This window comes from Paenibacillus sp. FSL P2-0322, from assembly GCF_037975315.1.
GTDB lineage: Bacteria > Bacillota > Bacilli > Paenibacillales > Paenibacillaceae > Paenibacillus > Paenibacillus polymyxa_B.
This window is the reverse complement of record NZ_CP150243.1, coordinates 2,919,734-2,944,605: the sequence shown is the minus strand read 5'-3', so window position 1 is coordinate 2,944,605 and position 24,872 is coordinate 2,919,734. Positions and strand designations below refer to the sequence as shown.

At 42.6% G+C, this 24,872-nt stretch carries 24 protein-coding genes, 1 pseudogene and 1 riboswitch; of the genes and pseudogenes, 6 read left to right on the top strand and 19 right to left on the bottom strand.

Annotated elements, in window-relative coordinates:
* Window positions 1–417: 417 nt before the first annotated feature.
* The gene (locus MKY24_RS12870; protein ID WP_256026521.1) at window positions 418–549 is read left to right on the top strand and encodes a hypothetical protein; all 132 of its coding nucleotides are present in this window, start codon (window positions 418–420) and stop codon (window positions 547–549) included.
* On the opposite strand, the gene MKY24_RS12865 is transcribed toward MKY24_RS12870, so the two are convergent.
* From MKY24_RS12865 to nikA, 8 genes and pseudogenes are all read right to left on the bottom strand, one after another.
* Window positions 546–758, bottom strand: coding sequence for a zinc-binding dehydrogenase (locus MKY24_RS12865; protein WP_023988655.1), 213 nt, complete (start codon window positions 756–758; stop codon window positions 546–548). The genes MKY24_RS12870 and MKY24_RS12865 overlap by 4 nt on opposite strands.
* A 151-nt stretch (window positions 759–909) precedes the next feature.
* Window positions 910–1,775 (bottom strand): annotated as a pseudogene (gene xerS, locus MKY24_RS12860) (tyrosine recombinase XerS); the annotation flags it as partial.
* Between the two features lie 309 nt (window positions 1,776–2,084).
* On the bottom strand, window positions 2,085–3,314 hold the full coding sequence (locus MKY24_RS12855; RefSeq protein WP_076265362.1) for an MFS transporter: 1,230 nt from the start codon (window positions 3,312–3,314) through the stop codon (window positions 2,085–2,087).
* On the bottom strand, window positions 3,311–4,174 hold the full coding sequence (locus tag MKY24_RS12850) for an ABC transporter ATP-binding protein (RefSeq protein ID WP_053325466.1): 864 nt from the start codon (window positions 4,172–4,174) through the stop codon (window positions 3,311–3,313). The genes MKY24_RS12855 and MKY24_RS12850 overlap by 4 nt, the downstream gene beginning before the upstream one ends.
* A gap of 15 nt (window positions 4,175–4,189) precedes the next feature.
* Window positions 4,190–5,005: an ABC transporter ATP-binding protein gene (locus MKY24_RS12845; protein ID WP_339202207.1), complete on the bottom strand. Its 816-nt coding sequence runs from the start codon at window positions 5,003–5,005 to the stop codon at window positions 4,190–4,192.
* A complete protein-coding gene (nikC, locus tag MKY24_RS12840) occupies window positions 4,968–5,849 on the bottom strand; it encodes a nickel transporter permease (protein WP_339202205.1) in 882 nt (293 codons plus the stop codon). The genes MKY24_RS12845 and nikC overlap by 38 nt, the downstream gene beginning before the upstream one ends.
* 4 nt (window positions 5,850–5,853) lie before the next feature.
* Window positions 5,854–6,795, bottom strand: coding sequence for an ABC transporter permease subunit (locus tag MKY24_RS12835; RefSeq protein ID WP_023988650.1), 942 nt, complete (start codon window positions 6,793–6,795; stop codon window positions 5,854–5,856).
* Window positions 6,796–6,814: 19 nt separating this feature from the next.
* Complete coding sequence (gene nikA, locus MKY24_RS12830) at window positions 6,815–8,440, bottom strand: nickel ABC transporter substrate-binding protein (RefSeq protein WP_339202203.1); 1,626 nt, start codon at window positions 8,438–8,440, stop codon at window positions 6,815–6,817.
* A gap of 197 nt (window positions 8,441–8,637) precedes the next feature.
* Between nikA and MKY24_RS12825 the strand changes: the two genes are divergently transcribed.
* Window positions 8,638–10,341: a helix-turn-helix domain-containing protein gene (locus tag MKY24_RS12825; protein ID WP_068938413.1), complete on the top strand. Its 1,704-nt coding sequence runs from the start codon at window positions 8,638–8,640 to the stop codon at window positions 10,339–10,341.
* On the opposite strand, the gene MKY24_RS12820 is transcribed toward MKY24_RS12825, so the two are convergent.
* The 4 genes from MKY24_RS12820 to MKY24_RS12805 all read right to left on the bottom strand — a co-directional run bounded on the left by MKY24_RS12820 (window position 10,338) and on the right by MKY24_RS12805 (window position 13,202).
* Entirely contained in the window at window positions 10,338–10,508 is a 171-nt protein-coding gene (locus MKY24_RS12820) for a hypothetical protein (RefSeq protein WP_155613676.1), read from the bottom strand. The genes MKY24_RS12825 and MKY24_RS12820 overlap by 4 nt on opposite strands.
* Before the next feature lie 431 nt (window positions 10,509–10,939).
* Window positions 10,940–11,701, bottom strand: coding sequence for an SDR family oxidoreductase (locus tag MKY24_RS12815; RefSeq protein ID WP_028541265.1), 762 nt, complete (start codon window positions 11,699–11,701; stop codon window positions 10,940–10,942).
* 536 nt (window positions 11,702–12,237) lie between these two features.
* Window positions 12,238–12,855 carry a hypothetical protein gene (locus MKY24_RS12810; protein WP_339202198.1) on the bottom strand — a complete coding sequence of 206 codons (618 nt, stop codon included), beginning with the start codon at window positions 12,853–12,855 and terminating at the stop codon, window positions 12,238–12,240.
* A gap of 47 nt (window positions 12,856–12,902) precedes the next feature.
* Window positions 12,903–13,202 carry a flavodoxin family protein gene (locus tag MKY24_RS12805; RefSeq protein ID WP_339202195.1) on the bottom strand — a complete coding sequence of 100 codons (300 nt, stop codon included), beginning with the start codon at window positions 13,200–13,202 and terminating at the stop codon, window positions 12,903–12,905.
* A 311-nt stretch (window positions 13,203–13,513) separates the two neighbouring features.
* On the opposite strand from MKY24_RS12805, the gene MKY24_RS12800 reads away from it, so the two are divergent.
* On the top strand, window positions 13,514–15,067 hold the full coding sequence (locus MKY24_RS12800) for a helix-turn-helix domain-containing protein (protein ID WP_339202193.1): 1,554 nt from the start codon (window positions 13,514–13,516) through the stop codon (window positions 15,065–15,067).
* A 156-nt stretch (window positions 15,068–15,223) separates the two neighbouring features.
* Here the strand turns inward: MKY24_RS12800 and MKY24_RS12795 are convergent, their stop codons facing one another.
* From MKY24_RS12795 to MKY24_RS12780, 4 genes are all read right to left on the bottom strand, one after another.
* Window positions 15,224–15,538: a multidrug efflux SMR transporter gene (locus MKY24_RS12795; protein WP_023988641.1), complete on the bottom strand. Its 315-nt coding sequence runs from the start codon at window positions 15,536–15,538 to the stop codon at window positions 15,224–15,226.
* A gap of 3 nt (window positions 15,539–15,541) precedes the next feature.
* On the bottom strand, window positions 15,542–15,883 hold the full coding sequence (locus MKY24_RS12790) for an SMR family transporter (RefSeq protein WP_023988640.1): 342 nt from the start codon (window positions 15,881–15,883) through the stop codon (window positions 15,542–15,544).
* A 94-nt stretch (window positions 15,884–15,977) separates the two neighbouring features.
* Window positions 15,978–16,076, bottom strand: a riboswitch (guanidine-I (ykkC/yxkD leader).
* Window positions 16,077–16,160: 84 nt separating this feature from the next.
* The gene (locus tag MKY24_RS12785) at window positions 16,161–16,679 is read right to left on the bottom strand and encodes a GNAT family N-acetyltransferase (RefSeq protein WP_339202190.1); all 519 of its coding nucleotides are present in this window, start codon (window positions 16,677–16,679) and stop codon (window positions 16,161–16,163) included.
* Between the two features lie 26 nt (window positions 16,680–16,705).
* On the bottom strand, window positions 16,706–17,158 hold the full coding sequence (locus MKY24_RS12780; protein ID WP_068938417.1) for a MarR family winged helix-turn-helix transcriptional regulator: 453 nt from the start codon (window positions 17,156–17,158) through the stop codon (window positions 16,706–16,708).
* A gap of 114 nt (window positions 17,159–17,272) precedes the next feature.
* On the opposite strand from MKY24_RS12780, the gene MKY24_RS12775 reads away from it, so the two are divergent.
* Window positions 17,273–17,917 carry a YitT family protein gene (locus tag MKY24_RS12775; RefSeq protein WP_209942255.1) on the top strand — a complete coding sequence of 215 codons (645 nt, stop codon included), beginning with the start codon at window positions 17,273–17,275 and terminating at the stop codon, window positions 17,915–17,917.
* A gap of 218 nt (window positions 17,918–18,135) precedes the next feature.
* Window positions 18,136–19,050: a dihydrodipicolinate synthase family protein gene (locus tag MKY24_RS12770; RefSeq protein WP_339202186.1), complete on the top strand. Its 915-nt coding sequence runs from the start codon at window positions 18,136–18,138 to the stop codon at window positions 19,048–19,050.
* Window positions 19,051–19,400: 350 nt separating this feature from the next.
* Here MKY24_RS12770 and MKY24_RS12765 read toward each other — a convergent pair whose 3' ends face one another.
* The 3 genes from MKY24_RS12765 to MKY24_RS12755 all read right to left on the bottom strand — a co-directional run bounded on the left by MKY24_RS12765 (window position 19,401) and on the right by MKY24_RS12755 (window position 23,276).
* Window positions 19,401–21,263, bottom strand: coding sequence for a beta-glucoside-specific PTS transporter subunit IIABC (locus MKY24_RS12765; RefSeq protein ID WP_023988634.1), 1,863 nt, complete (start codon window positions 21,261–21,263; stop codon window positions 19,401–19,403).
* A gap of 105 nt (window positions 21,264–21,368) precedes the next feature.
* Window positions 21,369–22,814, bottom strand: coding sequence for a glycoside hydrolase family 1 protein (locus MKY24_RS12760; RefSeq protein ID WP_339202184.1), 1,446 nt, complete (start codon window positions 22,812–22,814; stop codon window positions 21,369–21,371).
* Window positions 22,815–22,835: 21 nt separating this feature from the next.
* Window positions 22,836–23,276: a DMT family transporter gene (locus tag MKY24_RS12755; protein ID WP_023988632.1), complete on the bottom strand. Its 441-nt coding sequence runs from the start codon at window positions 23,274–23,276 to the stop codon at window positions 22,836–22,838.
* Window positions 23,277–23,622: 346 nt separating this feature from the next.
* Here MKY24_RS12755 and MKY24_RS12750 point away from each other — a divergent pair, with 346 nt between their 5' ends.
* The gene (locus MKY24_RS12750) at window positions 23,623–24,516 is read left to right on the top strand and encodes a LysR family transcriptional regulator (protein WP_023988631.1); all 894 of its coding nucleotides are present in this window, start codon (window positions 23,623–23,625) and stop codon (window positions 24,514–24,516) included.
* Window positions 24,517–24,872 lie beyond the last annotated feature (356 nt).

Below are 24,872 nucleotides of genomic sequence, written 5' to 3'. Positions count from 1 at the left end.
CAAACAAGACGGCAAGAGCTATGGAATTTCGTTCGGTGATACGAAGTCAGGCATGAATGTATCTCGGGAAAACGTTGCGAAATGCTTGTACGATTTTGTTTGTAAATCTGCCTATATACAAAAAAATGCCGATTGTTTTTAATAAATAAGGAGAAAAAATGACAATTACAATATGGATTATACAAGGATTATTGGCAGCCATGTTTCTGTAGAATTAACAGACGCGGGATTCTGGAAAAGCGGCTTTGCCGCAGTCGGCGCACTCCTTTTGGGTATTACAGTATCATGACTCATATTCGGGTAAAAGGCGGCCTTAGAAACGACGACGATTATTATTCTCGGTATCCTGCCTTTCGTACCGCTGTTCCTGCTCTATTAATTAACTAAAAGAAAGGCTGCCCAAAATGTCAAATATGGATGGAAAACATTTATTCGCTGGGCGAATTGATTGCGGAACAGCACAAGCGAAGGATCGAAGCGGCTGAGCGGGTTACAGCTATTTTGCAATGGCCAAAATGCCGGATGAAGCGGGACTCGATTATTATTTAGAAGGTCACAACAACTTTGCCTTGGGAGTGACCCGTCGACACTTTAATCAACGCTTTGTTAATGTCCCCAAACGTATAAGTTGAATCTATAGAGGGCTTGATATTTTCTTTTTCAACAAGTTTAGTGGTATCTTGTAATTGACTTCCATTGGATTGCACAAATAAAAAGCGATATTCATTTTGATTCTTACGTGCTAAAGAATTGTACATTGACAACAAGTTTATCCCCTATTTCACTCAATGACAGCTGGTACTAAGTCGCTATAGAGAAGCTTTGTGTCATTCCCCCTTGAACAGGGTAAACTTTGTGTCATTCTCCTCGAAAGGGACAAAGTTTGTGTGATTACATGACGAAGCTTTATTACTTATCCATATTATTAACTGCTTTCCTCATTTCTTCATCAGTTAAATGAGTATAAATCATAGTCGTTTGTATTGAGGAATGTCCTAATTGGTTTTTCAATCTAGGCACATCATTGTTTTCTAAATGATAACGCGTTGCAAATGAATGCCTCAGAGAGTGCACGGTTAAAGCTGGCTTTCCAAAAGCTGTAGCGTATTTTCCGATCAGTTTCTCTATAGATCGCTGAGTTAAGCGTCGGCTTTTTCCTTTACGACCTATAGAGCAGCAATAAACAAAAAGCTTTCAGTTTTCTCTGGTTTATATTTTGATTCTCTGATCTGCAGATAATTTTCTAAATCCAGTAAAGCTTGCTTGCTGAAATACACATATTGTTCTTTATTACCTTTACGGATAACACTTACTAAAGCTTTATTCATATCCAGATCTTCAAGGTTAATGCCTGCAACCTCACAGAGCCTAAGACCGGATCCTAAAATGAGGGAAACAATGGCTGTATCTCGTTCACGATTAAATTGATGGAAATTGAAAATATGTTTATTCTCTTTATTAATCTTTCCGTAATCATGGGCTACAAATAACCTAAACGACTCAAAATCGTCTTCTCTGAGAATTTTCCCATCAATACGATTGGCAATCGTCTCTTGGCTTTCTTTAACTACATTTAAATCCATTTTGGCCATAACATTGCGCTGGATATATGGCTCTAGGTCACTTATTTCAGCTTTATTCTGTAAGTAATCAAATAAGGATTTTAGTGAGGACAATTTACGGTTAATGGTTAGCTTAGTATTGTCGAGTTGATACTCCAAAAAAGATAAAAAATTCTCCACTTCACGAATGGTTAGTTTCTCTAAAGTAGCTAAATTCTACCCTGGAACGATTCGAGATTTTGCTTGAATATTTGCTCTCTGGTATAACAGGCATTATTCATTACTGGGTTCAAAAACAGGACCGTTTATCCATAGAAAAAATATCGAGCGTTCTTAGCGATATTCACTTCAAGAACGTTCAAGACTTATTTGCCGACGAACAAAACAGGGCTTAAATCGTCCAAGAACGATTTAAGCCCTACCCGATATCTAACTTACACCGATGACTGGCAGCTTGCCATCTCTCAACGATGCCAATGCTAAACTCGATTCTTGATCAGGTAAGTGTATGTTCTCTTAATCTTACGGCTGGGCCTTCATCCAGCGGCTACTCAAGGCAACAAACAAGGCAACGCAGAGAGAAACGCTGGCAGAAATCCAGAAGATGGCTCTGTAACCGGCGGAGTCTGCCACCAGGCCTAGAACGAGACTACCAATCACGGTTCCAAAATCGGACATGGAGATAAATAACCCCATCCATACTTTTCGACGTTCTTTTCCGAGTGTGATGCTCAGGTAAGCGGCAAGCACAGGATACACATTAGCTATGCCATAGCCGATCATCGCACCGCCCCCGTACAGCATCCATGCATTACCTGTTACTGGGGCAAAAGCTACAAGTGCCAGACCTATCGTGAGCGAAACCAACAGCATGCCGACATATACGGAATGCCAGTTCCCGTCCGAAGGCAGATTCTTACGGAAAGCAAATCTTGCTGTCACGATCACGCCCGATTGAATAGCAAAAAACACCCCCGCATTGCCGATTCCGGTCTGTATCACATACAAGGCAAGAAACGCCGTTACCGCGCCAAACCCAATCGTTGCGCTCATCATCACGAGGCTGCTTAGCATGAAGTGACGGTTCCAGAGCGTGGATCGTGCGCTTCTATCTATTTCATGCTTGGTTATCGTTTGCTCCGCGGGACGCTTTGCCGCTTTGATGTGCTGCGTGGCTCTTCCTGTTCCATAGCCCGAGATGAGCGTCAATGCGCCCAAAACCAAAAGTCCTGCGTAAAATCCGTTCAGTCCAGCTTTTTCCCAGGCGATCCATCCCAGTGCAGGCATCATAACCGAGGGTAGCAAACCAAACAACAAGTATAGAGATAATCCCTGAGCACGGTCACGCTCGGGCAACAGGTCCATAACAGCCATTTGCACGGTCAACGAAAAGAATGCGGCGACAGCGCCTTGCAAACCCCGGACAATAATGTAAGAAACGTTGCCTTGCCATACAAACAATAGCAAAACTAACAGATGCCCCGCCAGAATAAAACGTAGAATGCGGGCAATCCCGAATCGTTCAACGACGATTCCCGCCCATGGTCGCAGCAGCATGCTAACTAGCAAATACATCCCCACGATCATACCGATCTTGTCGTTTCCATAGCCAATGCTTTGCGTATAGAGAGGCAATATCATCTGAACGAAGGCGTTAGCACTATAAAACAAAAAAGTGAGGGTATATAGGCGTAGCAACACGGGGGAAAATGCACCGTTGCGAGCGTATGGCAAATCTTTGCTCCGATTCATGCCCAGGCGCCTTTACGCTGCCCTGCGTCAACATAGAAAGGCCTATCCTTCCGAATTGTACCCAACTCCGGATGTCCGGATAATGAGGCGTCTAACAACTGCTTAACTGCTGGTTCCCTGGATACCTTCATCTCGGCTATCGTCGAGAAGCTACCGCATAAGCTACCCTGATCTAATACAGTCCATCGGTCACATAGTGCAAAAGCAGCCTTCAGGTTGTGCGTGATGAATACGTAGGACATATCCCGTTGTTTCTTTAAATCGCGTAAAACATCGATAATATGTACCTGGTTGGCAATATCCAAGCTGCTGACAGCTTCATCGAGCACGATAAAGCTGGGTCTGGAGATCATGGCGCGTGCAATGTTAATGCGCTGTAGTTGTCCACCGCTGAATTGTCTTGGCAGCTTGTTCATGGCACTTGCAGGTAGTCCGACGATGTCCAAAGCTTCGCCGATACGGTAATCCTTTTCCCCATTCGTTAGTCGCTCGAAATTGTCCAGGGGCTCCCCGATGATTTGTGCTGCCGTCATCTTGGGATTTACCGAAGAATAACAATCCTGAAATACGGCCTGTACATGCTTCCGTAACTGTTTCTTCGTTCGATTGTCGCAAGCATACATATCCTTACCATCAACAAGTACTGAGCCCCGTTGAGGGCGCTGCAAGCCAAGCATGATTTTGCCGAGTGTACTCTTGCCTGCACCGCTCCCCCCCAACAAACCGATGCATTGTCCTGCCTCCAGCGTCATGGAGATATCCTTCACGACAGCTCCCTGCAACTTCTGTTTCGATTTCCACCAAGAGTTGTTCGCAGAATCATACGTGTGAGTGACGCCAGAAAGTTCTAGCAGTGCCATTATTCTTCCCTCCGTTCATTCATTCAACCGACTGCGTAGCAATTCTTGTGTATAGGAATGTTGTGGTCGATTGAATATGGATAATACGTCGTTATGTTCCACGATCCGTCCTTCATGCATCACGATGACCTCGTCTGCCATCTCTGCGATGACGTCAAGATCATGCGTAATAAGCAGGATGGCAACGTCCTGGTTCATCCGCAGTCTCTCTAGTTCCTCCAATACATGGTATTGATTAATGGTATCGAGGGCTGTGGTGGGCTCGTCCGCAATGACGATGGAGGGTGACAGACACATCGTTAGCGCAATCAACACGCGTTGCAGCATGCCTCCGCTAAGCTCGAACGGATATCGTTTGAGAAGTTCCAGCGGATCAGGCAGCCTTACACTTTCAAGTGCCTGCACAGCCAGTGTCAACGCATCCGTTTTACTACACCGGGCATGTGTGCGGATCGTTTCGACAAACTGGCTTCCGATGGTATGAACAGAAACCAGTGCATTCATTGGATCTTGAACAATATATCCAATATCATTTCCGCGAATGGTGCGTAACTGCTCTTCAGTCATGCCGTTCAGTTCATCACCTCTCAGTCTGATGCTGCCGTTTATGCGGATGGCAGGATCGAGTAGCTGAAGAATCGATCGGCAGGTTAGCGTTTTGCCGCTGCCACTCTGTCCTGCAAGACCTACGACGCGTCCAGGCTGCAACGAAAACGAAACATCATGCAGCAATCGTTGAGAAGCGCCGTCTTCGATCACATCGGCACAGACATTATGAAGTGCAAGCAATGGTTCAGGGGTTGCCGATCTGACGTGATGTTCTTCGAACATTGCGGGTGCTCCTCTCCTTCACTTTCTTTACGCCGAGCAGTTGGGAGAGCGACTCCCCCAGTACATTGAACGCGGTGACTACAAGTAAAATACACAATCCCGGATATAGCATTAGGGAAGGGTGTTCGCGCAAATAGCCGCGTCCTTCATTAATCATCGCTCCCCATTCCGCGGTAGGCGGCTGAATGCCGAGTCCCAGGAAGGAAAGAGCTGAAATATCCATGATGGCCCACCCCATCTCTAGCGTACCGATCACCACAATTTGCGGGAAAATATGCGGGAAAACGTGTCTTCTCAGGATCGCTAATCGGCTGGAACCGCAAATGAGGGCAGCCAGTAAATACGGCTCGGAACGCAGATGCAACACCAGACCCCGGGTCATACGTGCATAGTACACCCACTGTACCAGCAGCAGTGCAATAATGACCTGATATATCCCTGGTCCAAGCATACCAACGATGCCAAGCACAAGGACGAGGTTCGGAAATGCAAGCATGCCGTCACAAATCCGCATTAATAGCTGATCCAGCCAACCGCCTACGTAACCGGATAACATGCCAATCGATACACCAACCAGCACAGATATGGAAAAGACACCCAACACCAGTCCAAACGTACTCCGGACACCATAGATGAGTCTGGACAACACATCCCTGCCCAAATGGTCGGTACCCAGTAAATGCTCAGCCGAGGATGGAACGAGCTTGTCAGCCATTCGTATCTGATTCGGATCATGGGGAGCTATCCATGGAGCAAAGATAGCTGTTACTGCGCAAACACACAAAAAGAACAGGCACAAGCCTACGACCAGCCGCTTGCCAAAAAACAAACTTTTCAATTTCATATTCCTACCTGCTCCTTTCTTGCAAGGAAAGCCTCGGATCAGCAGCCATGTGCAGAAGATCGGTTAGGAGACTTGTACATAAGTAAAGACATGCAGCAAAAAAAACATAGCCCTGAATGACTGGTAAATCGCGGTTGAAAATGGATTCCACGAAAAACCGCCCCAAACCGGGCCAGGAGAATACTCGTTCTACCACAATCGTTCCCGTGATAAGCCTACCCAGATTCATACCGAATCCGGTAATGATGGGGAGGATGGCCAGTCGAACCACATGTCTGAGCATGATGCTGCGCGGCTTTAGTCCTCGTGTATGCGCATAGTCCACGTAAGCCTGCTTCATCTGCTCCAGAATACTCTCGCGAAACAGTCGGGCATAGGTTGCCACAAGTGCCAAAGAGAGAGTCAATGATGGTAAAATCAAATGCTGCCATGTGCCCTTTCCTTCCACGGGAAGCAAGTCCCCGTGGAGGGCAAACAGATAGATCAGTAAGTAACCCAGCATGAATTGCGGTAAGGATGCGCCGATGTAGGAAAGAATGCGCACCGCATAATCTACCCACCGCCCGGCGTGTACGGCCGAGAGATACCCTAGTGTGACAACAGCTACGAAAGCGATCAACATACTGCTCCCCGTCAACTGCAACGTTGCGGGCAACCGTTGCCAAATCTCTCCCCAGACAGACTTGGAGGACAGGTACGACGTCCCGAGGTCTAGCTGTAGCATGCGAACAGCAGATTGAACGTACTGAGACATAAAGGGATCGTCCAGCCCCAGTTCTCCCCTCTTCTCCTGTAGCATTTGCTCGTTAGGCTTGATATGAGCTGCCGAGAAGTACGCCTCGGCCGGATCAACCGGAGAGAGCCTCATTAGCACAAAAGCTACGAAGGTGGCGAACAGCACGAGTGGAACCAGCGTCAGTGCTCTTCTAAAAATATAACCTGCCATGAGTGGCCCTTCCTTTTCTTTATTTTAGGTGAATGCTATTAAATGGATGATCCCATCTGCTCTCCGGAAATGAAACGTTATCCAGTGTTTTCTGGTATACGTTATATTGACGAATATAGGACAGGGGTATAATAACCGATTCTTCCTGAACTTTTCGTAAAATCTGATCATAAAGCTCTTGTCTCTGTTTCTCGTCAACGGAAGCCAGTACTTGCCTGATCTGTTCGTCAAGCTCTGCCTTGCCTTCAATATTGAGATGTGCCTCTGCAACGCCAAAGGTAGGCTCCGCTACCGCATTGACCAATGTATGTGGATCGTAAGGCACTCCGGAGTTGAACCAAAAGTTCATGTCATAGTCTCCCTCACGGAAACGTTTGGTCTGTTCGGTCAGCTCAAGTCCCGTCAACTGAAGTTCAACGCCAAGTCCAGCCCATTCGGCCTGAAGTGTCTCGCCCATCGCTTTCTGGATGCGGTCAGTTGTATCGTACATCAGCTCAAACGACAGCTTCTCGCCATCCTTTTCCCTGGTACCGCCCGATGCCGGAACCTTCCATCCTGCCTCGTCCAGATAAGCTGCTGCTTTGGAGGCATCGTATGCAAATCCAGGGAACGTCTGGCTAACGTAAGGATAATCGGTCGTTAGCATCTGCGTCGCAGGCTGTTCCACGTCAGACGTGATGCCTTTGACCATCGCAGCCTTGTCAAATCCGTGATGCAATGCAAGCCTTACTCGCATATCCGTCAGCTTTTCATTCTGCGTATTCAGGATTAAGTTTCGCGTGCCCAACGGGCCCGATACTTCCGTTTCGAATGCATCGTTCTTTTGCAGGCGCGTGAATTCGTCAAGGCTAATGGAACCCTCTCCGAAAATGAGATCAAGATCGCCTTTCTCGAAGGCTAGTACCCGAGTTTCGGCATCCGGTATGATGCGGACCGTGATCTTGTCCAGTTCAGGCTGTTCGCCCCAATAGTTCGGGTTTTTCACGAATACGCTGTATTCATCCTGCTTGTATTCTTCAAGCATCCATGGCCCCGTGCCGATGGGAGACTGAATGCTTTCCAGCGTATTGTCCCCTTCCGGGAAGCCTGCATCGGCCAAGAAGCGGAATGGACGCACGGTCGTTAAGTCCTGCAAAACCGGATAGTACGGCTCTGACATGACAAGCTTGACGGTGTACTCGTCAACAAGCTCGAGGTGATCCAGCAATTTGGCCGTTCCCAGCCAGCTATGCGTCGTCTTGTTTTGCAGGATCGCGTCTATGTTACGCTTGACGCTAGCGGCGTTGAACGGTGTTCCGTCCGAGTATTGGACGTCCTCCCGAAGATGGAAAGTATATTCTTTGCCGTCCTCGCTAATCTCCCAACTGGTGGCCAAATGAGGCTTGATTTTTCCCCCTTCGCCGTACTCAACCAGCGGTTCGTAAATCATGGATTGTGAGAACAGCTGTGATGGATAGTACGCGTGCGGATTAGATGGACCCAAATCCCTCATCCATGAAACCGTTATTTCTTTAGCTCTTTCCTGTTCCCCGTTAGCTGACGCAGATGGTGCTGCCTCCTCTTTTTTGGAACATGCCGCTGTCACAGCAAGCAGAAGCATAAATAGCATGACAAGTATGCCTTGGAACATTTTTCTCTTTCGCATGGTAAAGCCCCCTAAAACATTAATGAGAATGAAAATCATCTTCAATTTATGTTAAGGAGTTTGGTATGATTGAACAATGGATATATTTCTGATTTTTTATAGCACAAAAAACAGAACCGGGCTTGCGACAATTGACTTGTCTATGCATGTCTTGCTTGGAACCGCGGTTCAAAATACATTTGGTTAAGGAGCACAACATGGAACGTTCAACAATTGACGGAAAAGAAATTTCCTTTTTGCCGAATGAAGGATACGACATATACATCCCTCAAAGCGTGAGCCTTTTCCGCAGGCTGTCCTGCAAACAGCTTATCCCGAGCTCGCCTGGGGCGCATCGCCTCGTCGTGTTTAAGTCGACATCCGGTGTGTTGCACTTGAGGAAGCATTTCGTGCAGACCGAAAAAAACGATGTCTTACTGCTTGCACCTGATGCGCAGGCCAGCATTCAATTCGTCGATCCGCACGAAGAAACATTGGGGGCTTCATCGTCCGCCACGCAGCTGAATACCGCGGCGGCCATCGTCATCGTGTTCAGTGTATACCGGCTTGGAGAGTCGAAACCAGCCAATGAATTACTGTCCATGATTCCGTACGAGACGCGCATGAACATTACTGACGAATCAAGGTTACTTGATTTGGCAGGAACGCTCGACCTCTCATTGAAGCGCCCCACTCCCGTCCCCGAAGAGTCGAGATTGAAACAGCAGATTGCGTTGCAGGAACTACTCCTGTTCCTGATGGAAAACATTCGACGGAATACGGAAATATCCGATAACATTCAAGCGGTGAAGCATACAGTCACTTATATCGAATCTCACTATCAGCAAAACATTACGGCCCGCCAGTTGTACAGCATCGCAGGTGTGGCTAAATGGCAATACAGTACCTTATTCAAGTCCATTACAGGAAAAAAACCGTTGGACTACGTGTTGGATATTCGTATGAAACACGCCAAGCGGCTGTTGTTACAGACCGAGGACACGATTGCACAGATTGCCCAAGCCGTGGGATTCAAGGATGAGAGTTACTTTGCGCGCAAGTTTAGACAAACGGAAGGGATCACTCCCCGCCAGTACGAGGAGGCTGCTTCAGTCAGCTCATCTCCCGTGCTCATGCCCGAGGTTCCTTACAAACGGATCGTTGCCGTTGGTTATTCGCTGGGCGATCTATTGTCCTTGGGTATCACGCCGATAGGCGCAGATGTGGAGATCATAGGTAAAAGAGGTCTGTACTGGGATTCCATCAATGGTATTGAGGATATTGGATTACTGGGTGAACCGGGCAAAATACGTAAGCTTCTTCCTGACCTGATCATTCATTCTGGTTTCCGTCAAGATTGGATCGAAGAATTGGCATCCATTGCCCCAACCGTGCTCATCGATCGCTATGAACACGTCTATTCAAGAATCATGCAAACAGCAGAGCTAATGAACCGGCAGAAGCTTGCACAACAATGGATTTATCGGCATCGCGCTGCAAGTAAACAAATGTGGATAGGCCTGGCGAAGCATATGGATGTTAAGCAAACAGCAGCTGTGTTTTCCATCGTTGAGGGCAATCTCTACATCATGAGCATGAAAGGCTTTGCAGTTACTGTATACCACCCTGACGGCATGCAGCCTCCTCCGAAGGTGAAGGAACTAATCCGGGCAGGCATTCCTTTTCAACTGACGCGACCGGAACATGCCTGTAGCTATGAAGCCGATACCCATTTTATTCTCATGGATAACGATCCCCGTACGATCCGGTTATACAGAAGACTGATGCAGTTACCATACTGGAACTCGAAAAGCATCGACCGTATTATTCTTACCGAGAACAAGTACAATTTCGATGATCCGCTCACGATGGACAGATTGTTGCTAGAGCTTCCTCAGATGATTCTGAAGAAAAGTCACTAATGACCACATTGATTTCTCCACGCCAAAAATAGGGATGTAATCAATCGCCTCTTACTACGATTGGTTACATCCCTATCCCCTACAGCGTCATATCCTGCAGCCACTGCAAAACAAGCAATCATACTTCCAATATTACCGACTCCAATAAATCCAATGGTTTTTTTCATATGTCAATGTTCCTCGTCTGATGTTTGTTCACTGTAAGTTTTTTATTGATTATCTTGGCTTGGGACAAGAACTGTACCGATAAAATAAAAAAGCCGATAAAATAGCGACTTTCAATGGGACCTTGTTCTTGTCCCTCGACATCCTTGTAGTATGTATTCAGATAATATTCGCGCAAATCTCGGGGATCTGCGGTGACTAGTGTTTCCTTATTCGATCGCAAAAAACGAGAAAAACGATATGCAGCTCACATTCATGATAATGATATCTAAATATAACTAAAAAATGACGGGATCGTGTGTCAACGCTCCTGTCATTTTATAACATTATTTTTGACATTACATCTCTTTCAATTGAATATTACTTTAACCTTGCAAGGATCTTACTTCGATGATTATATATTTTGAAGCATGTGTGCTCGTTAAACAGTGGATTAGAAGCCTGCCGTCCAACCCGCGTCTGCAGCTATAACAGCCCCGTTCACAAAGCTCGATTCGTCTGATGCCAGGAAAAGGGCTACTTTTGCGATTTCTTCCGCCTGCCCTACGCGAGGAATTACGCCTTGTGTAACCTTCGTTCGGGACGCGCCAAACTCATTTAAGTTATGAATCGTTGAAGTAATGTTTGTGGCTGTCGCTCCTGGCGCAATGGCATTGCATCGGATACCTTTTTGAGCATACATGAACCCCGTGTTTTTCGTAATACCGATTACCGCATGCTTTGAGGCAGTGTAAGCAGCGCCCGCATGCGCGCCGCTGAAGCCGCCCGTAGATGCCGTATTTATAATCACTCCATTCCCTTTATCCAGGAAGATCGGGATAACTTTTCGAATCGAACGCATAACGCTTTTTGTGTTAACATCGAATATAAAATCCCATGTCTCGTCGTCCACATCTCCTACAGGCGCCATGTTATCCATAACGCCCGCATTGTTAACTAAAATATCGAGAGTTCCGAATTCATTAACAGCAGTATCGATCATAGCATGAATATCATTTAAATCAGCAACATTGGTTTTTACTGCGACGGCGGTTCCGCCAGCTGATTTAATTCCTGCTGCAACCGATTCAGCTCCTTCAATGTTCAGGTCTGAAACAATAACACTTGCGCCTTCTTTTGCAAATAATTCTGCAATTGCTTTCCCCATTCCTGATGCTGAGCCTGTAATGACCGCAACTTTTCCTCCCAAACGCATGAAAAATCCCTCCAATGTTTTTTTGAACAACCGTTCATCTGAAGTATGGATCAAATTCTAAATCAAAGTCAATTGTACGAAAGTACACGCCCGAACGGGGGATTCTCAAGAACGAGCACCTCAAAAGGCTGCCTCATGAAAGTCCCTGAAGAACTGTGTAGGTGATTAGTTCACGTATTGGAGCTAGTCTGATGAATCTTTTCGAAGGAGTTTAACGATTAGTGTCAGGTCAATTTTTAGGGATTGATCCAGGTGATGCGGTTAGTTACAGCAACAAAGGATTTATGTTCAGAAACTTATTGCATCTGACTGGTCTTTACATAACTAAGTGATATTCCAGAGTGATACTTTTTGAAGTTTTCCCAACAACTAAATTAATCATTAATGATCTTAGGTCCTATAAACCAAAAGAGTGTATAAGATGAAAAACTGACGCCGTTTAGACCAGCTCCAACCATGCCTACTTCAGCAAGCATCTTACCAGCCAAATTCGCTCTCAGCCTTTCAAAAAAAGAATAAGCACTTTATCCGGAATATCAATTACGAGCAGGTCTGGAATAAGATAAATAGTTTTTGTATTTTTTTAATCTTTCAGGCAACTCGCCAGCCTTGGAATTAGGTTTTAATGAAACTTTATATAATTCATCCGCATGCTCGAATTTCCCGGAGATTAGAACATGAGAATGCGCTCTATCTTCTTCCGCGACATTGAATTTAACTTTGCCCTGTTCAACCTCCAAAGTGCCCTTTACACCGCAAATTCCGCATATTGCAGGATAATTATCATCATGATTCCTGATTTCAACGAGTTTGGAATGACAGATTGGACATAAACCAGATTCGCCAATATATTTCGCTTCCGTATTCGGGTTCATTAGTGTTTCAGCCACATGACGACCAGATTGCCTAGCTCTGTTCAATTCATTTTCCTTGAAGACTACTGATCCAGGCAAGCCAACCCAATTGACCAGCATTTTGTCTACAACATTGATTTGCATCGGCAGCGTGAAAAGATGGAGCATTGGCAGTGCAAGTGTGTCCCACTCACTCCCTCCTACAGCTATAAGAGAAGCCACTCTTTGCTTAAAGCTTCTTTCATCTGGGCCTTTACCAGTAGTTATTCCTCTTTCTTCGCGTTGCTTCTTGGCAATCATTCGGAAGGCAATATCATGGGAAGGGCCCATCCGGTCATTCAGAGTCTTCAACAGTCCACTCGGACTCTTCTCATAAATGGCGAGCTCACAATTAACCCGTCGCATTCCATTATTTTTTCTTCAATAAATCCATAATCATCGTTCTTTATCACACAATCTCCTGAGCCACACTTTTCAAGCAGGCTGACTACACAAGCATTACAACCGGTGCAAGGTTTAATTTGCAGGTCATTAAGACGTATAAGCTCTACCTCGGCACCTATCTCTTCAGCACCCATCAGAGCTTCCTTCACAAGGATTTCTGAATTACTCATCCTTCTACCGCAACTGATCCCTAAAATTTTCATTAATATCCTCCTGCAATTTGTATTTGTTAGGCATAGATCCTGAAGCAAATCCATGCGAGAGTTTCAGCTTTCTCCACTAATTTCGCATAAATTTCCTCACATAATTCCAAAAATATTCCCTCACAGAGTTCTGATTTTAAACAATATTACTCATTTTTTGATTAAAGTGTCATTTATTGCAGCGTGTAATAATTTCAGTATATATAATAAAAACGTTATATCCCATGTGCTGGAATTTAAATATGGTCCAATATAGTGACGATGTTTTGTAATATTGCACAAGGATTAAAAAGCTTTTGGAGGCTGCTCTCGTGAAAATTCAAAAAATAATCAGAAAACTTAGCGACTGTTATCTTTCCTTGCCCGAAGAGGCCATGCAAACAAAAGAAATCAGTGAATTTACTATCCTGCGGTTGAGTTCCATTTTCCAGGCTGACACAGCTTATATAGGCAAGCTTTCGGATTTGCCAAAGGACTTTCCTACAGACACTCCTCTTTTCTGCATTCAGGATTGTGATGCACTTGTAGACTCTTATACTTGTCTTACCCTTCTGCCAAATGGACTGGATCTGCTGGATCTTTCGGGAAAGATTTCATCTATACTTGCTCATGAGAATCGGCTCATTGAGCATATGCACACTCTGATATCCGCACTTTACTCAAACAAAGGTTTACAATACTTGACAAACGAGGCCTCCCGCATCTTTGGTAATCCGGTAATCATTGTCGACGCAGGCTATAAGTTACTCGCTATGTGTCAGGCCCCCATCCCCAGCCGACCTGATATCGAACAGCAGCGAAATTTGGGTTATATTCTTGACAGTAATATTGAGAGCATGAAGAAATCCAATCTGTACGAACTGACCCGTATGGCTCTTATTCCTTATTATTCACGCGATCCCGAGACCAACGACTGTTGGATAACAGCTTTTGTGTACGTACATGGTATAGAATTCGCGCAGGTCAGTGTTATGGAACTGGATCGTAAATTTACAGATATTGATTTTGAACTCGTACAATTTCTTTGTGAGCTAGTTTCGGTAGAATTGCAAAAGAACGACTTTTATAATTGCAATCAAGGAATGATGCATAGTTTTTTGCTTTCCGAACTGCTTACAGGCGAGCTCAATGATGCTAATGTCATCGCAATGCGACTGGCTCATCTGGAATGGACTCTTACACCTTACCTGAGAGTGCTGACCTTGACAGACCTGAAGAACGGCTTTTTTGACGGGAAAGTTCAGTTGGTTGCACAGCATATGATCCAATTACTTCCGGATAGCCGTTGGATCGTATATCAGGGACGTATTGTATTTCTCATTTCCCTCGTTGATTCATCCTGTAAAATCATTGCTGAAGACAAACGAATTCTGGAATTTCTCCAAGTAAACGGCCTAACTGCTTCGCTGAGTGACTGCTTTAGTCATTTAACCTTTTTGCGAAAATATTATAAGCAATGCCTAACCGCCATCGAGATTGGTTTCCAACTTAATTCTAACAAGCCAGTATATATGTATGAGGACTATCTCTGCGAGCATATTGGAAAGATCATATCGGAACAGAACGATCTCGCTGACTTCTGCCATCCAGTTATCCAAAAGTTAATTGCTTATGACAATGCCCACAAAACAAGTTTGCTACCTACCCTTGAAGCCTATCTTCAATATGTGGACACTCCAAATATTGCTGCTAAAACACTTTTTATTCATAGAAATACTTTGTTCTATCGAATCAACAGGATGCGTGAGCTTTTCGAGATTGATCTAAGCGATGGTGATATTCGTCTGAAACTTCAAATGACTCTTCATTTTCTAAAACTGAAAACACAACGCGGCGATCCTAAAGATCAGAGTATAGAAGGGTAAGCAAATGCAAAAAAAACATGCAGACAAAATTTCTTATCGATACTTTGTCTGCACGCTGGTCTTTTCTTTCTATTTTTAAATTTAATGATAGCCCATAAGCATTCAGATAGTTCGCTGCTGTTCTAAGATGACCAGTATGTCTAATTCCATCATTAATCAGCTTACCAGCTTTAGGCCAACTGCTGAACCGAGTACCATCGCAATGAACAGAATTCTCGCGGTATTACGCGGTTCACTGTAAAAGATCATGCCCAATATGGCCCCGCCAGAAGCCCCAATACCGGTCCAGACAGCGTAGGCCGTTCCCATGGGTAGTGTTTCCATGGCCAGGGATAGAAACAAGAAGCTCAATCCAAAGCCTGCAAGCAAGTAAAAAGCAGACAGGAAATTCCGATCTTTATGGAGCTTATTAATCATGAGAACTCCCATCATCTCAAATACGCCTGCCAAAATTAGAAATACCCAGTTCATACGTCAGTGCACCTCTTTTCCTTGTTTCTTCTCTTTGCTCTGTATTTTGAGCCCTACAACTCCGAGCAGAAGCACCCCGATTAGCAACAATTTAGATCCCTGTACCTCAGCATCAAACAACAAAATTTCTGCCAATACAGTGCCGGCCGTTCCCAACCCGACAAACACTGCATACACCGTACCTACCGGAAGCGTACGGGAAGCCATAATCATGAGTATGAAACTTACTAAAATTCCAACTAAAGTGCCCCCCCACTCTAACCATCCGCTGGCATGTTTCAGGCCGATGACCCATCCAACTTCAAATAATGCCGCAATTACAACAGATAACCATGTCTTGTTCATTCTGTGCTTCCTCCTTTTTGATAATGCTGCAAATGTAGTATGGATTTATAGCAGCAATAAAAAAAGCCTGAGAGAATACTGCATACAGCAGTTTTTCTCCCAGGCTTTTATCCCTCCGTGGCACAGTACGACGACTGTGAGTTTTCTCTCGGACCAGCCGATATTACATCGCGGAACCCTAGAAAACATTTTTGAATTCAATTATAGTTAACATTATACACATTAGTGAATAAATTACAATATAAAAATTAATAAGAATTCGTATATCACCCTAAACTTATATCATTGTTTTGGTCATTATGAAATCAATTTGTTCTTCATCACCCATATAAAAAGAGTGTGCGCCAGTTTGAACAAACCCCATTTTCTTATAAAAAGCAATGGCGTTTTCATTTTTTTCCCATACACCGAGCCAGATCTTCTTTTTATTATGTTCAATCGCAATTTCCATAGCTTTATTTAGCAGATATTTACCAAGCCCATGTTTTTGAGATTTGTTTTTTATATAAATCCTCTCAATTTCGAGCGACTCATCACCCATTTTTTCGGATTGGGCGTCATTCATATTTACCTTTAAATATCCAGCCAGTTCTTCATTGAAATAGATGAAAAAGATTTCTGAAGAGACGTTGGACAATTCCTCCTCCAACTGTTTAAAGTTAAATGCTCTTTCCAAATAGGCTTTCATATTTTCAGGTGAATTCTGATCTTTAAAAGTATCGTTGAATGTTTCAATACTTATTTCTTGGAGTATTTGTAAATCTTCACGGCTGCACTTTATTATTTTCACAGTCACTTTAATGCATCTCTCCTTCATGTAAATCAATAATTTCTTTTGTTCCCCTTTTTTACAAATTCCCAGTCATCCCCTATATTTTCTCTTACTCTTTGAAGAAGATTGAAAATGGTTTCTACTTCTCTTTCCGAAAATCCCTCTAATGCAATGTTATTGGAATAATCATTTTCTCTTTTTATAAAAGGATAAACATTGTTCCCTTTCTCTGTTGGAAAGAGTTTTTTAATTTTTTGGTTATGGTTATCTTCTTTCTTTTCAATAAAGCCATTAATTACAAGTTTTTTTATAGCACGAGATGCAGTTGTTCGATCTACTTTTATCATCTCGGCTAACTTTTCTTGAATGATTCCTGGGTTTTCACATATTCGCACAAGGTACAAATACTGCCCTTTTGTAAGGTCATATTCTTTAAATTCTATATTACTTATAGAATCTAATGCCCTTGCGATCATTCCAATTTCACGAAGCACTTCCTTCATAGTTAACTCCTTTGCCCCTATTTTATTGCAAATGCAATAAAAATGATATATATTGAATTTACCTTATTTTTATTGCATTTGCAACAAAAAAATATATTAAAGAGGTCGAGTAAAGTGAAATATATTTTTTTTGTATTAGGAATTTTTATATTATCCCTTGGAATTTCGTTCACTATACAATCAGACCTTGGGACTTCACCTTTTGATGCACTTTTGGTAGGACTGTCCATAAATGTGGGGCTTACTGTGGGAAGTTGGGAAATCATAATAGCTATAATATTGATATGTTGTAATTCGCTTTTAAAAAGACAAAGACCTGAAGTTTTGGGGTTGTTAACAGCATTTATAACGGGTATTGGTATTGATATGTGGCTTTTTTTATTACACAATTTGATAGCACCTGAACTATGGTACAGCAAAGTTGTTTGTTTTGGAATTGGTTTAGTTGTTGTAGGATTAGGAACTGCAACATATTTACAGACAAATTTTGCACCAATTCCAGTTGACCGATTAACATTAATCATACAAGAATTAACTAGAACAAATCTATTTTTTTCGAGAACACTCATCTATCTTATATTCTTGATCATAGCAGTCATTTTAAATGGCCCCATTGGCATTGGAACTTTGTTAACCGTTTGTTTAGGGGGGTTAATACTCAATTACTTTATGCCACTTACTGAAAAAGTACTTGACCGCATATTAACACACTCTCATACATCACTAAATCATGAGAAAGATAAAAAGCATTCTATATAGAATGCTTTTTATCTTTCTCAACTAACCTGATCTGTTAAAAGATGTAATATCCAAGTTGATACTGAAGCTTGATGCTCATATCTCTTTGTTTCGATCTTAAGTTTCTCTAGAAGAATTGGTACTGTTATTTGTCTCTCAATTGGTACTTTAATTGTGTCTAATTCATTTTTATAATGTGTTTGTATTTTGAAGGTCAATTAATAAAGGAGTGTAGCTTTATGTTCTGTGGATTATCTGCTTTTCCACTCACGCCAGTTAACGAGACAGGTATTAACGAAAAAGCATTTGTGACACTAATTCAACGATTAGTTGCAGCTGGTGTAGACTCAATTGGTGCATTGGGTTCAACTGGAAATTATGCATATCTTAATCGAGAAGAACGTTTACGTGTGCTTCGACTTGCTGTCCATTCATCTGAGGGGATTCCCGTGATGACAAGTATAAGTGCGATTCGTACTTCTGAAGTACTTCGATTAGCGGAAGATGCACAAAGAGCAGGAGCAAGCGCAGTGCTGTTAGCTCCTGTTTCTTACCAGGCATTAACAAATGAAGAGGTATATTCGTTGTATGAACAGGTGACAAACTCGCTCTCTATTCCGCTCTGCGTATATGATAATCCGGGGACTACACATTTTCATTTCAGTGATGAGTTGCACGGTCGGATTGCTGAGCTGCCTAACGTTCGTTCTATCAAGATTTCTGGAGTGCCTTCTGATCCTGAAGCAGCCAAGGCACGCATTAGAAAACTGCGAACGGCCATTCCTCCCCATGTAACTATAGGAGTAAGTGGAGACTCATCCGCAGTCACTGGCTTGGATGCAGGCTGTGAAGTATGGTACTCAGTTCTTGGTGGTTTGTTTCCAAGGGCGTGCCAAAAAATGACCCGTTTGGCCCAGTCCGGTTTTGCTGAAGAAGCGAAACAACTCTCGGCGCTACTTGAACCGCTTTGGTCGTTATTTCGTCAATATGGCAGCCTTCGCGTTATTTCAGCAGCAGCAGAAATAAGTGGCTTGATCTCAAGTCCCAGTCTTCCTTTGCCCTTACAACCATTGAATCAATCAGCTAGAGAACACTTGAAATTCATACTAAAGGATCTTCAGTCTACAGAAACATTCTGTTCACCATTCGGCTAATACCTTTTCGAAGGGGAGACTACTAAGCACGTTTGCATTAAAATTTTTCGTTATGAGTGTTGGAGGAACAACAGATGTGGTTCACATTTGCAATTGGTGCTGAACGTGTTCTAGAGGCTTTGAATTACATTGTCCTAGAAGCAAACTCATTACCTCTCGAAGTCGATAAGGCTATTTCGAGACCTTATTGTCCAATACTTTGCTGAACTACCCAAGCATTCGTAATTTCTTAATCCTTTTCTTCGTTAGCAACAGAACTATCTACTAAAAACAGCCAGCTATAATAGCTATAGCTGGCTGTTATACGTTTTTTCAATTTACTTCCAAGATCAAATCCATGCTGTCCTGTGTTAAACCAAATTTGAAGATGAAACGCTAGGTTTTGCAGGAATCACATGTAATAACTGTTTTGAATTTGGATCCTCCAGATTCACATGCACTTGATCATAATTAAATGAATTCGTAACAATAACCATTACCGTAGGATCATAACCCGCAGCCTTAATTTGCTCCAAGTTAAACTCAACTAATTTGTCATCAATGCCAATTCTATCATTTTCCTTAACCAATGGTTTAAAGTGTTGTCCCTTTAATTTCACAGTATTAATACCGATATGAATCAAAAGTTCTATACCGGAATCAGATACAATGCCAATCGCATGCCCGGTTTTGTACACGCTGCTTACCGTTCCGTTTACCGGAGCTGTAACAATTCCGCTAATTGGAACAATCCCTGCTCCTTTACCCATCGCTTCAGAAGCAAACACCTCATCGCTTACACTGCTTAAAGGAACAATTTGGCCATTCACAGGTACCACAACCTCGTTTGGATTTGCTTGATCACTCAAATTCGTCACACTCTTATTCGAAACACCGAAGAAATAAGTTAAAATGACGGCTCCAAAGAATGCAATAATTAATCCGATGACTTCTCCAATGAAACCTTGGCCTAAATAAGTTGGAATAGCCAACAAGCTAGGAAATGTAAATGTGGATGCATGTACTTCAAACGATCCAATGACAGCACCTCCAATACCAGCAGCGATCATTGCACAGTAGAATGGACGCTTTAATTTAAGGGTTACGCCGTAAATTGCCGGTTCAGTGATACCAAAAATGGCTGTGATTGCTGCAGAACCCGATAGGCCTTTGATTTTGGCATCCTTGGTTTTCAAAAATACGCCTAGAGCAGCACCTGCTTGAGAAAGTACGGCTGCACATACAATTGGCAACCATTGGTCGTATCCTTGATTAGCGACATTGTTTATCATCAGCGTAATCAGCGCCCAATGGACTCCGAAAATGACAATCGACTGATGGAACGCTCCTAAAACCAACCCAGCAAGTAATGGGGAGAAACCAAAGATTGCTAACAATACCATGGCGAACAGGTCACTGATCTTTGTGCCTAGAGGGCCGATAACAGCCAAAGTTAGAGGCAACATGATAACTAGAGAAACCAGAGGGGTTAGCATATTACGAATTGATTCCGGAAAGAATTTGTTCAACAAAGGTTCCAAGTAAGAGAGGCCCCAAATCGACAACAGAATGGGAAACACAGACGCCGTATACGTAATTGGTATGATCGGTATGCCAAAGAAATCAATCGTTTGTGAATTGGATACGATCTCTACTAAAGACGGATGAATGAGTGCACCAGCTAACGAAACGGCTACGAATGGGTTGACTTTAAGCTTCTTGGCCGCAGTAAATGCCAAGAAAATCGGCAAAAAATAGAAAATGGCATCACTTGCTGCATTCCATATTTTATACGCACCACTGTCAGTCGATATCCAGTTCATTGTTGTAAATAAAGCTAGAATGCCTTTCAAAATTCCGGATCCAGCCAAGGCTCCCAGAAATGGCGTAAATACGGCCGAAACAAAATCCATCAACTGACTGACAGGATTAAATTTCCCAGTTCTTTTTTCTGAAGCGCTTTCATTGTTGCTAGAAGCATGTAATGCCATTCCAGGTAATGATGTTAGTGCATCATAGACTTGAGCAACGGAATTACCAACAACCACCTGATACTGTCCGGCACTATTGACGACGGTAATGACCCCATCTGTGTTTTCAATCTTTTTGGTATCTGCAGTACTCACATCATTTAATTTAAATCTCAATCTAGTGGCACAATGCCACACCGCATTTACATTCTCTTTTCCTCCTACGCCATCCAGAATATCCTTTGCCAATTTTTGATAACTCATAGTTGTCCCCCCTATTATAAATGCCCGGACCATTTTCCACATACCGTATTACAAAAACGATACAAAATGATCCGGGGGTGCCTTCATCATTTAGTGATTCTCATCCTAATCGTTGGTGGTTCTATGAAGATCCTCGCCGTTTGTATCAATAACTTGCTTATACCAGTAAAAACTATCTTTATAATGGAATTGCCCATTTCCATTACCTTCATCATCATAGTCCACATAAATAAAGCCATATCTTTTGCTCATTTCAGCAGTACCTGCACTGATGATGTCGAAAGGGGCCCAGGTACAATAGGCAAAAACATCTGCCCCTTCATGTATTGCCTCTTTCAGTGCTGCAATATGCTCCTGGTGGTATTCGATGCGATAATCGTCATGAACTTTATTGTCCGCTGTTAAAACATCTTTAAATCCAAGACCATTTTCAGCCACCATCATGGGAACATGATACCTGTCCCAATACTTAGACATGCAGAGATATAATCCTGAAGCATTTATAGACCAGCCCCAGCGATTCGCTTTCAAATGGGGATTTTTGACGGTAGAATTAGGGTCCATCGTATTCTCACTAGCTTTAACAGTATTTGACCAGTAATAAGAGACTGCAAGGAAATCGGCTGTATTGTTCCAAAGCAACTCTTTCTCCGATTCCGTAATTTCCAGCTGGATGTCATGGTCTTCGAAATACGTCAATGAATATTCTGGATACTCTCCTCGAATCAGAACATCGCTGTAGAAATATTGCATTCGATTCCGTCTGAAATTCAGTTCGACATCTGCAGGTTCACATGAATAAGGGGCGGTTAACGTATCGGCCAACATCATTCCCATTTGAAGGGATGGATTTAGCTTGTGGCCAAACTCAGTAATCTTTGCAGAAGCTACGAATTGGTGATGAACCGCTTGAAACTGAGACTGCTCGTAATGATCAACTTTATCTTTCAGTATGCCAAGGGAGGCAAATGCCTCTTTGTGGACAAGGTTAATTTGATTGATAATGATCCAATATTTAACGGTTTGATGATATCTTTGCAGGACGGTTTCCCCATACTTCACGAAGAAATCAATCAGTTTCGGGTTTGTCCAACCGCCATATTGCTCAACCAAATTTAAAGGCATTTCATAATGGAAAATCGTGACGATTGGCTCAATATTTTTTTCTTTCATGTACTCAAATAATCGATCATAGAAGGCCAAACCCTGCTCGTTTGGAGCGGTATCATCTCCATTCGGAAAAATCCTGCTCCAAGAAATAGACAACCGCAACGTTTTTACATGCATGTCTGCTAACGCATCGATATACTCACGGTATCGTTCGTAGAAATGTACTCCTTGGCGCTTAGGGAAATAGTATGTCCCATGTTTGTATTTTTCGTATGTTTCTGAATCCATGTTATTAAAATGTAGATCAATAGGATCAGCTCCTGGAATAAACGGCTGAATATCAGCGGTACTTAACCCTCTTCCATCCCTGCGATGTGCACCTTCTACTTGATTAGCAGCAATAGCCCCTCCCCACAGAAAGTCTTTTCTTATTTTGCTCATGTACGTTTCCCCCAAATGTATTTAAAATTTTTGTACGATAAAGACTCCTGCAATAACCAAAAGAGCTCCCAATAATCGAGGAATATTCAAAGTGTGCATACTAGCACCAATTAATCCAAAATGATCAATGATCACCGACACGATTATTTGTCCAGCTAAAACGTATCCAACCGTAGCTGCTACTCCTATTCTGGGCATGAGAATGGTTGTCGCCAATACATAAAAAGCACCCAGTAGTCCTCCTGTCCACATCCACCAGGGAGCTTCAAACCATTCTTTTTTGAACAACGATCCTTTTACAAAAAAAGATATGATTATTAATGAGATGGCACCTACTGTAAAAGAAATGGCCGAAGCAACAATAGGTGATCCCACCACTGTCCTTAGCTGCGCATTAACACTAAATTGTGTAGGCAAGGCCATTCCTGCCAATAATGCGAAAATTATGAATATGATAGCCATGTATTTTCCCCTTTCTCTTACTTTGATCAATTAGCCAATCTGAAATTGAACGAAGTGCTTCAATAAATCGTTTATCCGATTTTAGAACCACGAGAAAAGAAAATACCAAAAGAACGGTTTCAAGTGTGTCCATTGCAAAAGTAATCCCGCCTCACAGTATTATCCCCTCTCAAATTCTGAAGATTGAATATCTCCTACAGATGAGTCAATAATATATCTTAAATATGGGAATACTAGATTGATCACCTTCTCAATTTATCGATTAATCATTGACAACCCGAGTATAATTCACGCAGTATAATAAGTAAAATTAATAATAAGTATAGGAGGTATACTAAATACTTATATGGATATTAATTATGAACTCTATAAGATCTTCTATATCACAGTAAAAGCTGGAAGTATGTCTAATGCGGCAAAGGAACTATTTACATCACAATCGGCAGTTAGTCAGTCCATAAAACTGCTTGAAAATAAGCTAGGTGGACAGTTGTTCCATAGAAGGGCACAAGGAGTGTCCCTTACTGCGGAAGGAGAGATATTATATCAATATGTAGAACAAAGCTATGAGTTATTACAGGCGGCTGAAAGAAAATTTTTGGAATTAAGGAATTTAGATGCTGGCCAACTAAGAATAGCCGTAAGCACAACAGCTTGTAGTAACTTCTTGATGCAATACCTAGAGACATTCTCCTTGGCTTACCCTAATATCGAGATTTATATCAAAGATCAATCTACTCATTCTACAATTAAGCAGCTAGAGTCAGGCGAAGTTGACATAGGAATCATCAATCTGAACGGAAGCAGAGATTCTCTGACGGTGATTGGAAAAATAGAAATACAAGATTGTTTTGTAGTAGGTGAGAGATTTAAAGAAATATGTGATAAACCAATATTCTTAAAAGAACTAGTAGTAAATTACCCGATCATTCTCATGCAGAAAGGACTTAATACAAGAAAATATATTGACAACTTTTTCACTTCATATGGCTTAAAAGTAATACCTAAAATAGAACTGAGTACCATGGAACTGTTAATTGAGTTTGCTAAAAAAGGTTTGGGCATATCGTGTGTAATCGAGGATTTTGTTCGCAGCGATTTGGATCAACAACAGCTATTCATAGTGCCCATCCAAGAAATCATACCTAAAAGGTTTTTAAGTATTGCTATCAAAAAAGACTTGCCCCTTTCTTCAGCAGCTCAGAAGTTTATTGAGCTTTTTCAAAGCTGCACAGTATAAATTTATAAATTGGGTTATCTATTAAAGAATTGTCTAAAAAAAGCTCACTAAGGGCTTCTTATTTGACAGTCAACGAACCTCGCTTCAACCGCTCCAGAATGAGGTCGTCTGCTCCTGCGACAACTGGATGGTCGGTATAGTGAGCATTAAATAGGTAGATATCTAATCGGCAATGGAATAATCAAGTTCTTGTCCTTGGCTCGGAGCATGAACTTGATTTCTTAAAACAAAAAAGCCGTCATTTAGGCGGCTCCTAATGCAACATGGCTTTTGTCATCCGACATTTTTTTATTAACTCAAAGCTCAAGTTTACCAACCAATTTTTTTGAATCAATCTCCTCGTTCCGACATGACGT